The following is a 12,427-nucleotide window of genomic DNA, read 5'->3' as shown; positions in this document are numbered from 1 at the left end:
TGTCAGTCGCCGGCCCCACCCTGGAAGGGGCGCACCTCGATCGGCAGGGTGGTGGCCAGCGCGTAGCGGCGGCCCCACAGCAGGGCGGCGTCCAGGTCCGGCGCGTCGATGATGGTGATGCCGCCCAGGTACTCCTTGCCCTCCACGAACGGTCCGTCGGTGGTGAGCACCTCGCCGTCGCGGGGCCGCAGCACGGTGGCGGTCTCCGGGCCGTGCAGGCCCTGCCCGAAGACCCACGACCCGGTGGACGCCAACTCGTCGCGCAGCTCGCCGAGCTGACGCATCACCCCGGCCAGGAACTCCGGCTCCGGCGGCAGCTCACCCTGCGGCTGGTGGATGCTGAGCAGGTACAGCGTCATCGTTCCTCCTCGCGGGGGGCCGGCCCGTCGCCGACCTCTCATCCTCCACACGATCGGCGGCCGCCCAGATCGACAGGCCGGCGGAAAATTGTCGGCGTCCGACCCGGCCCGCTGTTGGCGTCCTTTGCTCTGCACCCGCGGACGCGACGGGTGCGCGGGCACGGGTGTCGCATCGGCGGGTGCAGAGCAAAGGATGAAGGACAGGGATACGGTCCGCGAGTGCCGCGACCGGAGCCGGTAGCCATGCCCGCGACGGTTGTGGGTAGACCCCGGTGTGGTCGACGGCTTGCGGGTGATTGTGGTCGGCGCCGGCTTCTCCGGGCTCGCCGCCGCGCTGGCGCTCACCCGTGCCGGCGCCCAGGTGCGATTGTTGGAGGCCCGTGACCGGGTGGGCGGTCGGGTGCTGACCCGATGGCTGCCCGAGCTCACGCAACTCGACCTGGGGGCGCAGTGGATCGGTCCGACCCAGGATCGGATGTACGCGCTGGTCGCCGAGCACGGGCTGGCCACCTTCGCCTCGGCATCGATCGGCGCGCCCACTGTGCTCTGGGCCGGTGCGCGCCAGGCCGAGCCGCCGGTGCAGGTGGGCCGGGTGCTCGGCCTGCTCGACGAGTACGCCGCACGACTGGACCCGGCCGCACCCTGGGCGACGCCGGAGGCCGCACTGTGGGACCGGACGACCCTCGGCGGGTGGCTCGCCGTCACGGCCGGGGACGACGACACCGCCGACTACCTGGGGCGGGTGCTCGCCGGCGGGCTGCTGGCCACCGGCGCCGACGAGCTGTCCCTGTTGCACCTGCTGTTCTACCTGCGCAGCGCCGGCGGGACCGGGCCGTTGCTGGGGATGGCCGGTGGCGCGCAGCAGGACCGGATCGTGGGCGGGCCGGCTGCGCTGGCGGAGCGGATGGCCACCGCCCTGCCACCGGGCACGCTGACGCTGGCCGCGCCGGTGCGAGCCATCGAACAGACCGTCGACGGCGTGACGGCGTGGACCGACACCGGGCGCGTCGACGGCGACGCCGTGGTGGTCGCGCTGGCCCCGGCACTGGCCGGCCGGATCCGGTACGACCCTCCGCTGCCTCCACTGCGTGACGGGCTCACCCAGCGCATGCCGATGGGTTCGGCACTGAAGGTGCACGCCGTCTACCCGGAGCCGTTCTGGCGGGCCGACGGGCGCTCCGGGGTGGCCACCACCAGCGCCGGTCCGCTCACCGAGACGGTCGACAACTCCACCCCGACCTCACCGATCGGGGTGCTGACCGGGTTCAGCTACTCCACGGACGCCGCCACGCTGCGTGGCATGTCCCCCGCGCGACGTCGGCAGTGCCTGCTGGAAGCGTTCGCCAGCGTGGTCGGGCCGCGTGCCGAGGACCCCGTGGATCTCGTCGAGTACGACTGGTCGGCCGACGAGTGGACCCGGGGCTGTTTCTCCGGTGCGCTCACCCCCGGCACGTGGCGGACCTACGGCCCGCACCTGCGGACGCCGGTGGGGCGGGTGTACTGGGCGGGCACCGAGACGGCCACCCGCTGGACTGGCTACCTGGAGGGAGCGGTGCGCGCCGGTGAGCGGGCGGCGGCCGAGGTGCTGGCCGGCTGAGCGGCACGACCGCAGCCGGCCCGGTCTCGGCGGGACCGGGCCGGCCACGGCCCTGGGTGCGACCCGGCCGACCCGGTCCGTCAGACGTCCGGGCCGGCGCGGGCGCCCCGGTCAGGGATAGATGGTCAGGTACACCTGCTGGTTGGCCGCGTTCGCGGTGCCACCGGCGTTGTTGATCACCCGGTTGATGGTGCCGACGCCACCGAGCGAGACGGTGACCATGTTCGTGAAGCGCACGTTCGGGTTGTTGGGAACCTCGAAGGACCGTTCCTCGACCACCGCGGGATTGACGTTGAAGTAGCTGTAGCTGCCCAGCCCGAACGCCTGGTGGCTGGTCACCGAATCGGCCACCTTGTACGCGGCGTAGCCCCGGGTCGACCCGTTCATCCAGGCCGCCTGGTTCGGTGGGTCGTAGGGCAGCTCGTTCTGGTAGAAGTACGTCCGCCCGCCGTTGCCGTTCCAGATGGTCTGGTACTTCTGGTAGTGCTCGACGAAGAGGCCGTACATGGTGACGTTGTCGCCGTTGACGGTGAGCCCGGTGTCGGCGGTGTTCAGCGTCCACCCGGTCGGTACGCCGCTGGCGGCGTGGTCGGCCCGCCACAGCCACATGTGGTCGCCGATCACGTTGTCGCTGTTGACAGTCAGCGTGTTGGTGGCCTTGCCGACGTGCGGCCCGCCGATGCGGAAGAACACGTCGTGCAGCGAGGTCGGGTTCGTGGCGTGGCTCGCGGACGAGCCGGACGGCCCGACCTCCATCAGCACCGGCGAGTTCGTCGTGCCGGCCTCGAACATGATGCCGGCCACCTTCACGCCGTCCACATCGGCCACCCGCATGCCCACCGCGCCGTTGTCGGCCTGGATGGTGGCCAGGCCGAGACCGAGGACGACAGTGTCGGCCCGGTTGACCTGGATCGGCTCGGTGACGCGGTGCACGCCAGGGGTGAAGAGCAGGTGCCGCCCCTGGGCGAGGGCCGCGTTGATGGTGGCGGCGCTGGTGCCGGGCTGGACCACGTAGAACTGCGACAGCGAGATGGACGAGCCGGCCGGGGTCTTGTTGTACCAGCTGGTTCCGGTGGAGTTGGTGCGCAGCGCCGGCACGAAGACCCGGTACTCACCGGTGCCGTCGACGTAGAGGAACGGCTTCTCCCGTACCTGCGGGGTCTGCGGGATGACGGTGTGCGACGGGTTGGGGAAGCTTGGCGCGGGAGCGCCGTTGACGCCCTGGAAGACCATGTTCCACACCGAGCCGGTCCAGCCGTTGCCGAACTCGCTGTTGCGGGAGTACCACTGCTGCTGCGAGCCGGAGACGACCAGGCCGTCGATGCGGGTGTCGGCCATCAGGCCACCGCTGGACCAGCCGTCGCCGCCATTCCAGAGCTGGATCTGGTTCTGCGCGCCGCGCAGGTGCATCCGCCGGTACGGCGCCGCCTGGGACACCGCCCAGCGCTCCACTGTCTGCCCGGCGGGCAGGGTGACCGACAGGTTCTCGGCGGCCCGCCAGAAGTTCTGGGTGGCGTTGCCGCCGAACCAGAACGCCTCGGCACGCACGTGGCCGTTGAGGTTGACGTCGTCGGGGCTCATGCCGAGGCCGGCGACCTGGGTGAAGAAGCCGAGGTTGACGTCGGCGGTGTAGTTGCCGGGCTTGAACAGCACCGCGTAGCGCTGCGGGCCGAACTGGTTGGTCTCCTGCTGGGTGAAGAGCGTGTTCAGTCGACTCTGGATGGTCGACGTCGGCGTGCTCGGGTCGAAGACGAACGTGTTCGGCCCGAGGTTCGGGTTGCGCGGGTCGGTCGTGTCGACCGGGGGCTCGCCGGTTCCGCCGCCGGTGGTGTTCACCGCCAACTCCCACAGCGAGTAGCCGTAGGCGGTGCCTCGGGCGGTGCCGTACATCCGCAGGTAGCGCCCGCTGCCGGTGACGGTGAGCGACTGCGTGCCGCCGGTTGCCGTGGTGGTGGAGTAGATGGTGGTCCAGGTGGTCCCGTCGGCCGAGGTCTGGAGCTGGAAGGCCCGGGCGTACGCGGCCTCCCAGGTGAGCACCACCCGGCAGATGGTGCGGGTGCTGCCGAGGTCGACGCGCAGCCACTGGGGGTCGCTGGCGGCGCTGGCCCAGCGGGTGCCCGGGTTGCCGTCGACCGCCGCGGATGCCGCGAGGCCGGCGTCCTGGCTGGACGAGGCGGTCGCCGGGCTGCCCTGCGCGACGTTGGTGCTGCCGCAGGTCGGCGTGGTGCCGCCGGTCTCGCCGTACACCCGGAACTCCCAGAGCGAGTAGCCGTAGCCGGTGCCCCGGGCGGTGCCGTTCATCCGTACGTAGCGGCCGGCGCCGGTGACGGTGAGGTTCTGGGTGCCGCCGGTGCCGGTGGTGGTCGAGTAGATCGTCGTCCAGGTGGCACCGTCGTCGGAAGTCTGGAGCTGGAAGGCCCGGCCGTAGGCACCCTCCCAGAGCAGGTTGACCTGGCTGATGGTGGCCCGGGCGCCCAGGTCGACCTGGAGCCACTGCGGGTCGCTGAACGCGCTGGCCCAGCGGGTGCCAGTGTTGCCGTCGACGGCCGCGGAGGCCGGGGTGCCGGCGTTCTCGCTGGACGAGGCGGTGGCGGGGCGGCCCTGGGACAGCAGGGTGGGCGCGGCCTGCGCGGGCGTTGTGGCGCCGGTCGGGGTGAGCGCCGCGACCAGGGCCACGGTGAGCCCGACCAGCAGGTGCCGGACGACGCGTCGAGGACGCGGGCGTACGGATGTTGCACGAGATGTCATGACATCGCCTGTCGATAGGGGGCTACGAGGGGGTGCCGCGTGGATGGGATCGGCTCGCCCCGTGGCGCCGTGGGTGGTGCCGCCGATGCGGCGTCGCGGGTCGGAGAGCGCTCTCGTAGGAGTGTTGCGGCGAGATTGCGACGGCGTCAAGACATCGATCTATAACTTCGTTATTTATCCCGAGGATTCTTTTTGGGTAATTTGCCGACGGCGCAGCAGTCGTCACCGCTCAGCGGCGGACGCCACCCTCGGTGAGGAAGCGGGCGATGGGGAGGGTTGCCGCGCCCAGCGCCACCGCGTCCACCCCGAGCCGGCACAGCTCGATCGACGCCTGCTCGTACGGCTGGCGCAGCGCCTGTCGGCCGGCGGCCTCCCGCACAGCCGGTAGCAGGTCGCCGAGGGCCATCGCCGCCCAGCCGCCGAGTACCACGCGCTCCGGGTTGAACAGGTTGATCAGGTTGGCCACCCCGGCGCCGAGGTAGCCGGCGGTGTCCTCCAGCACGCGTCGGGCGGTGGCCGAGGTCTCGGCGGCGGCGACCAGCGCGGCGATCTGGGACTCCTCGTCCTCGCCCGGCACCGGTCGGCCCCGGCGCGCCTCCCGGTAGCGGTCGATGATCGCCTCCGCCCCCACGTACGCCTCCAGGCAACCGCGCGCGCCGCACCGGCAGACCCGACCGCCGTACACCAGGGTGGTGTGCCCCCACTCCCCCGCGCTGCTGGACGCGCCCCGGTAGGTGGCGCCGTTGGTCACCACCGACGCGCCCACGCCCGAGCCGACAAGCGCGAAGACGGCGTGCCGGGCGCCCCGGCCGGCGCCGAACCACATCTCGGCCTGGCCGAGGGTCTTCGCGCCGTTGTCGATGTGCAGCGGCAGGTCGGTGCCGGCGCCGATCAGACGCTCCAGCGGCACCCGGTCCCAGCCGAGGGCCTGGGCGTGCACGACCGCCTCGGCGCCCTGCTCGACCACGCCGGAGACGCCGACGCCGACGCCGAGCACGTCGCGCGGGGCCACCCCGGCCTGGCTGGTGACCGCTTCGATGCCGGCCAGCACGTGCCCGGCCACCAGGTCGGGCTCGGTGCGGGCCGGGTCGAGCGGGTACTCGACGCTGGCCAGCAGGGCCATCGCGAAGTCGAACAGCTCCACCCGGACCCGGGTCTCGCCGACGTCGACACCGATCAGGAAGGCGAAGCGCGGCGCGATCCGCAGCAGCATGCTGGGCCGGCCGCCGTCGGACTCGGCGGCGCCGACCTCGGCCACCAGTCCTTCGTCGATCATGTCGGCCACCACGTTGCTGACCGCGGGTTGGCTCAGCCCGGTGCTGCGCACCAGGTCCTGCCGGGTGAGCGGGCCGTCCAGGAAGAGCTTGGTCAGCAGGGCGGACCGGTTGCGCAACCGCACGCTGCGGTTGGTGGCACGCGCCAGCTCCACTCGTCACCTCGTTCCCGTCGGCCGTTCGAGGCGACTGTAACCGCCTCGTGCTTGACGACCCACCAGCCAGCAACTTTAATGACGACATAAATTAAGCCGTGATGTAACTCCCGGGAAACGCCGACGGACCCCAACGGCGCACCCCCGAACCCTGTCCGCAGCCGGCCCCCGTCGCCCGACCCCTATCGGTGACGAAGGTCGGCGGACCCCCACCACGCACCGGAAGGGCTGACCCGTGTCGAGACGACACCTCGGGATATTCACCGCCGCCGTACTGGCGGCCGCCTCGCTGACCGCCTGCGGAGGCTCCGGCGACGACTCCGCCGCATCGCCCAAGACGCTCACCTACTGGGCCAGCAACCAGGGCGCCAGCCTGGAGGCCGACAAGACCATCCTCCAGCCGGAGTTGGACAAGTTCGAGAAGCAGACCGGGATCAAGGTCACCGTCGAGGTGGTCCCCTGGTCGGATCTGCTCAACCGCCTGCTGGCCGCCGCCGCCTCCGGCAAGGGCCCGGACGTGGTCAACATCGGCAACACCTGGTCGGCGTCGTTGCAGGCCACCGGCGCGCTGGTCGAGTTCGACGACGCCGCCCTGCAGGCCGTCGGCGGCAAGGACCGGATCGTGCCCGCCGCTCTCGCCGCCGCCGGCGCCCCCGGCAAGCCGCCGGCCGCCGTGCCGCTCTACAGCATGGCGTACAGCCTGTACTACAACAAGAAGTCGTTCGCCGACGCCGGCATCACCGCGCCGCCGACCACCTGGGAGCAACTCGCCGAGTACGGCAAGAAGCTGAGCACCGGCGGCAAGTGGGGCCTGGCGATCGAGGGCGCCAACCCGTCGGAGAACGCCCACCACGCGTTCACCTTCAGCCAGCAGTACGGCGGCGAGTGGTTCGACTCGGCCGGCAAGCCGACCTTCGACACCCCGCAGAACGTCTCGGCGATCAAGCGGTACATCGACTTCATGGCCGCCGACAAGATCACCAACCCGAGCAACGCCGAGTACGCGCAGAACCAGTCGGTCTCCGACTTCGCCAACGGCAAGGCGGCCATGCTGCTGTGGCAGTCCGCCGGGTCGAACCTGAAGACGCAGAACATGCCCGCCGACGCGTACGGGGTGGCCCCGGTGCCGTTCCTGGCCAGCCCGCCGGCCGGCGGCAAGAAGGTCAACAGCATGGTCGCCGGGATCAACATGGCGGTCTTCAAGCACACCAAGAACAAGGACGGCGCGCTGAGCTTCGTCAAGTTCATGACCAGTGACGAGGAGCAGACGCTCCTCAACAAGACGTACGGCTCGCTGCCGGCGGTGAAGACCGCGGCCTCCGACCCGGCGTTCAGCGCCCCCGAGCAGAAGACCATCCAGGAGACCCTGGTCACCACCGCCGCCCCGCTGCCGCAGGTGCCCGACGAGAGCACCTTCGAGACCCTGGTCGGCACCGCGATGAAGGAGCTGTTCGCCGACGCGGCCAGCGGCAAGCCGGTCACCGAGGAGTCGGTGAAGGCCAAGCTGACCGACGCGCAGCAGAAGATGCGCTGACCCAGGCGTCACCGGTGGCCGTGGTCGGGCGCTGAGCCCGGCCACGGCCACCGCCTCCGAGAGGACCCCGATGGCAACCAGCACCACCGCGCCGGACGCCGACCAGCGCGAACCCCGGGCCGGGTCGCCGGCCCGGGAGCCGGCCCGCCGGCCCCGCGGCCCCCGCCGCTCGCTCCTGCCGTACCTGCTGCTCGCACCGGCCGTCGTGCTGGAACTCGCCATCCACGTGATCCCGATGGTTGTCGGGGTTTGGATGAGCCTGCTGGAGCTGACCCAGTTCCACATCCGCGACTGGTCCACCGCGCCCTTCATCGGGCTGGAGAACTACCGGGCGACGCTCGACCTGAACAGCGCCGCCGGCAAGGAACTGCTGCACTCGTTCTGGATCACCCTGGCCTACAGCCTGCTCTCGGTCGGGTTCGCCTGGCTGCTCGGCATCTCGGCGGCGGTCGTCCTGCAACGGCCGTTCCGTGGACGGGCGATCCTGCGGGCGCTGTTCCTCACCCCGTACGCGCTGCCGGTATACGCCGCCGTGATCACCTGGAGCTTCCTGCTGCAACGCGACACCGGCCTGGTCAACCACGTGCTCGTGGACCAGCTCGGGCTGATGAACGAACGGCCGTTCTGGCTGATCGGCGACAACAGCTTCTGGTCGCTGCTGGTGGTGTCGGTCTGGCGCAACTGGCCGTTCGCGTTCCTGTGCCTGATGGCCGGGCTGCAGAACGTGCCCGGTGAGCTGTACGAGGCCGCCGCCATCGACGGCGCCGGGTTCTGGCGCCGGCTGCGCTCGGTCACCCTGCCGATGTTGCGGCCGGTCAACCTGGTGCTGCTGCTGGTGCTGTTCCTGTGGACGTTCAACGACTTCAACACCCCGTTCGTGCTGTTCGGCGGTTCCGCGCCGGAGCAGGCCGACCTGATCTCCATCCACATCTACCGCAGCTCCTTCAAGACCTGGGACTTCGGCTCCGGGTCGGCGATGTCGGTGGCGCTGCTGCTGTTCCTGCTGGTCGTCTCGGCCGCGTACCTGCTGATCACCAACCGTCGGAGGGACGATCATGCGTGAGACCGCCGGTGAACGCTGGGGCCGGCGCATCGTGCTGACCCTGCTCACCCTCTTCGTCGTCATCCCGCTCTACGTCATGGTCACCTCGGCGGCGAAGCCGTTGCAGGACGTCCAGAACGGCTTCACCTGGTGGCCCAGCCGGCCCACCCTGCAACCGTTCATCGACATGTGGAGCACGGTGCCGCTGGCCCGGTACCTGGTGAACAGCCTGGTGGTGTCCAGCATCGCGGCGATCTGCTCGGTGGCGGTGGCGATCTTCGCCGCGTTCGCGGTCAGCCGGTACCGGTTCCGCGGTCGGGGCGTCTTCTCGGTGACGGTGCTGTCCACGCAGATGTTCCCCGGCATCCTGTTCCTGCTGCCGCTGTTCCTCATCTACGTCAACCTGGGCAACGCCACCGGCATCGAGCTGTACGCCAGCCGCACCGGCCTGGTCATCACGTACCTGACCTTCTCGCTGCCGTTCTCGATCTGGATGCTGGTCGGCTACTTCGACTCGATCCCCCGGGGTCTGGACGAGGCGGCGCAGGTCGACGGCGCAGGGCCGCTGCGCACCCTGTTCCAGGTCATCCTGCCGGCCGCCGTGCCCGGCGTCGTAGCGGTCACCGTGTACGCGTTCATGACCGCGTGGGGTGAGGTGCTCTTCGCCTCGGTGATGACCGACGAGGGCAGCCGCACCCTGGCCGTCGGCCTGCAGGGCTACTCCACCCAGTTCAACGTCTACTGGAACCAGATCATGGCCGCCTCGCTGGTGGTCAGCATCCCGGTCGTCGTCGGGTTCCTGGCCCTGCAGCGCTACTTCGTCGCCGGCCTCACCGCCGGCGCGGTCAAGTGAGTCATCCAACCCCAGAGGAGAACCGACCCGTGCCCGACCTGTCCAAGCTGCCACCCGACTTCCTCTGGGGTGTCGCCACGGCGGCGTACCAGATCGAGGGGGCCGTCGACGTCGACGGCCGGGCGCCGTCCATCTGGGACACCTTCTCGGCGACCCCCGGCGCTGTCGACAACGGCGACACCGGCGCGGTGGCGTGCGACCACTACCACCGGTGGCCGGAGGACCTGGCGCTGGCGCGCCGACTCGGCGTGGACGCGTACCGTTTCTCGGTGGCCTGGCCCCGCGTCATGCCCGACGGCGTCGGGCGGGTCAACGCCGCCGGGCTGGACTTCTACGATCGGCTCGTCGACACGTTGCTCACCGACGGGATCCGACCGTTCGTCACGCTCTACCACTGGGACCTGCCGCAGGTCCTTCAGGACCGGGGTGGTTGGCCGGAGCGCAGCACCGCCGAGGCGTTCGCCGACTACGCGGCGGTGGTGGCCGCCCGCCTCGGTGACCGGGTCGCCGACTGGTGCACTGTCAACGAGCCGCTCTGCGTGTGCTGGATCGGGCACCTGGAGGGCACCATGGCCCCCGGCGAGCGGGACCTCACCCGGGCGGTGCACGCCTCGCACCACGTGCTGCTCGGGCACGGCCTGGCCACCCAGGCGATCCGCGCCAACGCCGCCCGGCCGGCCTCGGTGGGCCTGGTGGTCAACCTCAGCCCGATCGAGGCGGCGACCGACCGACCCGAGGACGTCGCGGCGGCCCGCCGGGCCGACGGGCACGTCAACAGGTGGTGGCTGGACCCGATCCACGGGCGCGGCTACCCGGCCGACATGATCGCCACCTACGGGGTCGAGCCGCCGGTACGCGGCGACGACCTGGCGGTGATCGCCACGCCGACGGACTTCCTCGGGGTGAACTACTACTTCCGTCAGCTGGTGGTCGACGACCCGACCGGCGCGGCCCCGTACACCCGGCAGGTGCCGGTGCCCGGCTCGGTGGAGACCGCGATGGGCTGGGAGATGTACCCGGCGGGCCTGGAGCGGCTGCTCGTCGACGTGCACGAGGAGTACCGGCCGGGACGGATCATCGTCACCGAGAGTGGCTCGGCGTGGCCGGACGAGGTCACCCCGGACGGCACGGTGGAGGACAAGGAACGCACCGACCACCTGGAGCAGCACCTGGCCGCGTGCGCGTCGGCGGTGGCCCGAGGGGTTCCCCTGGACGGCTACTTCGTCTGGTCACTGCTGGACAACTTCGAGTGGGCGTACGGCTACGACAAGCGTTTCGGGCTGGTGCACGTGGACTACACCACCCAGCGCCGGACGGTGAAGGCGAGCGGTCTGCGCTACGCCGAGCTGATCCGTGCCCACCAGCGGCTCGCCCGCACCACCGGCACCGCGACGCCGGTGGCCTGAACGGGGGCGGTGCGAGCGGCCGCCCGGGGTGTCAACCTCGGGCGGCCGTTCCCGTCCGGATCGGATGAAACCGCCACCAACCGCGCTGCCGAGTGGCTAGCCTGCGGCAATGTCCGCAGCACCCGACGAGGTCGAGCAGGCCGATCCCAAGGGGCGAGTGTCCGCCACCGACCGGATGACGGCCTTCAGCGACGGCGTCTTCGCCATCGTCATCACGCTGCTGGTCATCGAGCTGCGGGTGCCCGAATACCACGAGGGCGAACTGCTCACCGGCCTGCTCGGCGAGGGCGCCTCCTATCTGGCCTTCGTGGTGTCCTTCGTCTACATCGGGGTGCTCTGGCTCAACCACCACGCGCTGCTGCGGCTGATCCGTGGCACCACGCTCACGCTGAGCTGGATCAACCTCGGTGTGCTCTTCGGCGCGGTGATCATCCCCTTTCCCACAGCGGTGCTGGCGTCCGCGTTCACCCACGGCGACACCGACGACCAACGCGCGGCCGTCGCCCTGTACGCGCTGGCCGCGGCCCTGATGTCGGCCCCCTGGCTGGTGTTCTTCGGCTACCTGCACCGCCACCCGGCGCTGCTGGAGCGTCGGGTCGACCCCGAGTACGTGCGTACGCAGCGGCTGCGACCGGTCACCGGCCTGATCCTGTACGGGCTCAGCGGGCTGCTCGGCTGGTTCGTCAGCCCGCTGCTGGGACTGATCGGTGTCATCGTCATGATCACCTATCACGCGGTCACCAGCGAAGGGCTCCCCCGCTGGCTGAGCCGCCGCTGAGCGAACGGAGCCGGAGCAGGTCGGCCGGGGTGTCCACGTCGGCCGGGGACCCGACGTCGTCACAGGGCACCTCGACCACCAGGTCCGGCCGGTCGCGCATCAGGTCGCGGGCGCCCCGGTCGCCGACGGCGTACCCGCTCAGCAGCGGCCAGGTGCGTCGAGCCAGCAGGATCGGGTGCCCGCGCCTGCCGGCGTAGGTGGCGACAGCGACGACCGCGCCGTCGGCGTACGCCGTGCGCACCCGGCGCACCGCGATCGGGCTGAGCAGCGGCTGGTCGACGAGGACCACGACGGCGGCCGGTACGTCGGCCGGCAGCGAGGCCAGGCCCCGCAGCAGCGACGAGCCCAGCCCGTCGGACCAGCGATCGTGCCGGACCGGCACCGCGCCGGGCAGGTCGGGCATCTCGTCGGCGCCCGCGCCGAGCACCACGTGCACGGGTGCGCAGCCGCCGTCGCCGAGCAGCCGGATCGCGCGCCGCACAAACGGCTCGCCGTCCAGCTCGACCAGCGCCTTCGGCCGGCCGTAGCGCCGCCCGGCGCCGGCGGCGAGCAGCAGTCCGGCGGTCACCGTCGTCACCTCCCCTACGAGGGGCTTTGCGTTATTCGCCCTGAGATATACCGACAAAGCTAGTCTGGGCCGGTGCAGGGCGGACCGGAGAACGCGACGACGATCGACGAGCG

At 71.1% G+C, this 12,427-nt stretch carries 10 protein-coding genes; 6 read left to right on the top strand and 4 right to left on the bottom strand.

Annotation, left to right across the window (positions count from 1 at the left end; genetic code table 11):
• Positions 1 to 2 precede the first annotated feature (2 nt).
• On the bottom strand, positions 3 to 359 hold the full coding sequence (locus PSH03_RS08485; protein WP_238688771.1) for a YciI family protein: 357 nt from the start codon (positions 357 to 359) through the stop codon (positions 3 to 5).
• Positions 360 to 651: 292 nt separating this feature from the next.
• Here PSH03_RS08485 and PSH03_RS08480 point away from each other — a divergent pair, with 292 nt between their 5' ends.
• The gene (locus PSH03_RS08480) at positions 652 to 1,956 is read left to right on the top strand and encodes a flavin monoamine oxidase family protein (protein ID WP_308194362.1); all 1,305 of its coding nucleotides are present in this window, start codon (positions 652 to 654) and stop codon (positions 1,954 to 1,956) included.
• A 111-nt stretch (positions 1,957 to 2,067) separates the two neighbouring features.
• Here the strand turns inward: PSH03_RS08480 and PSH03_RS08475 are convergent, their stop codons facing one another.
• Together PSH03_RS08475 and PSH03_RS08470 are read right to left on the bottom strand one after the other, a co-directional pair.
• The gene (locus tag PSH03_RS08475; protein WP_238688769.1) at positions 2,068 to 4,704 is read right to left on the bottom strand and encodes a discoidin domain-containing protein; all 2,637 of its coding nucleotides are present in this window, start codon (positions 4,702 to 4,704) and stop codon (positions 2,068 to 2,070) included.
• Positions 4,705 to 4,933: 229 nt separating this feature from the next.
• A complete protein-coding gene (locus PSH03_RS08470) occupies positions 4,934 to 6,133 on the bottom strand; it encodes an ROK family transcriptional regulator (RefSeq protein WP_210782312.1) in 1,200 nt (399 codons plus the stop codon).
• A 235-nt stretch (positions 6,134 to 6,368) separates the two neighbouring features.
• Between PSH03_RS08470 and PSH03_RS08465 the strand changes: the two genes are divergently transcribed.
• From PSH03_RS08465 to PSH03_RS08445, 5 genes are all read left to right on the top strand, one after another.
• The gene (locus PSH03_RS08465) at positions 6,369 to 7,667 is read left to right on the top strand and encodes an ABC transporter substrate-binding protein (protein ID WP_210782310.1); all 1,299 of its coding nucleotides are present in this window, start codon (positions 6,369 to 6,371) and stop codon (positions 7,665 to 7,667) included.
• Between the two features lie 70 nt (positions 7,668 to 7,737).
• On the top strand, positions 7,738 to 8,730 hold the full coding sequence (locus tag PSH03_RS08460) for a carbohydrate ABC transporter permease (RefSeq protein ID WP_210782308.1): 993 nt from the start codon (positions 7,738 to 7,740) through the stop codon (positions 8,728 to 8,730).
• A complete protein-coding gene (locus tag PSH03_RS08455) occupies positions 8,723 to 9,562 on the top strand; it encodes a carbohydrate ABC transporter permease (protein WP_210782306.1) in 840 nt (279 codons plus the stop codon). Before PSH03_RS08460 ends, PSH03_RS08455 begins: the two co-directional genes overlap by 8 nt.
• A 29-nt stretch (positions 9,563 to 9,591) precedes the next feature.
• Positions 9,592 to 10,968 carry a GH1 family beta-glucosidase gene (locus PSH03_RS08450; RefSeq protein ID WP_238688768.1) on the top strand — a complete coding sequence of 459 codons (1,377 nt, stop codon included), beginning with the start codon at positions 9,592 to 9,594 and terminating at the stop codon, positions 10,966 to 10,968.
• A gap of 109 nt (positions 10,969 to 11,077) precedes the next feature.
• Entirely contained in the window at positions 11,078 to 11,746 is a 669-nt protein-coding gene (locus PSH03_RS08445; RefSeq protein ID WP_210782302.1) for a TMEM175 family protein, read from the top strand.
• On the opposite strand, the gene PSH03_RS08440 is transcribed toward PSH03_RS08445, so the two are convergent.
• A complete protein-coding gene (locus PSH03_RS08440) occupies positions 11,706 to 12,314 on the bottom strand; it encodes a nucleotidyltransferase family protein (RefSeq protein ID WP_238688767.1) in 609 nt (202 codons plus the stop codon). The two genes, PSH03_RS08445 and PSH03_RS08440, sit on opposite strands and share 41 nt — an antisense overlap.
• Positions 12,315 to 12,427: the final 113 nt, after the last annotated feature.

Source organism: Micromonospora salmantinae (genome assembly GCF_022230905.1).
GTDB classification, from domain to species: domain Bacteria; phylum Actinomycetota; class Actinomycetes; order Mycobacteriales; family Micromonosporaceae; genus Micromonospora; species Micromonospora salmantinae.
The sequence above is the reverse complement of the archived record's forward strand: the minus strand, read 5'-3'. Positions and strand labels throughout refer to the sequence as shown.

Bases quoted from the DNA above. Each gene is read 5' to 3' on its own strand.
- PSH03_RS08475 (WP_238688769.1), bottom strand. From the start codon at position 4,704: ATGACATCTCGTGCAACATCCGTACGCCCGCGTCCTCGACGCGTCGTC.
- PSH03_RS08485 (WP_238688771.1), bottom strand. From the start codon at position 359: ATGACGCTGTACCTGCTCAGCATCCACCAGCCGCAGGGTGAGCTGCCG.
- PSH03_RS08460 (WP_210782308.1), top strand. From the start codon at position 7,738: ATGGCAACCAGCACCACCGCGCCGGACGCCGACCAGCGCGAACCCCGG.
- PSH03_RS08445 (WP_210782302.1), top strand. From the start codon at position 11,078: ATGTCCGCAGCACCCGACGAGGTCGAGCAGGCCGATCCCAAGGGGCGA.
- PSH03_RS08455 (WP_210782306.1), top strand. From the start codon at position 8,723: ATGCGTGAGACCGCCGGTGAACGCTGGGGCCGGCGCATCGTGCTGACC.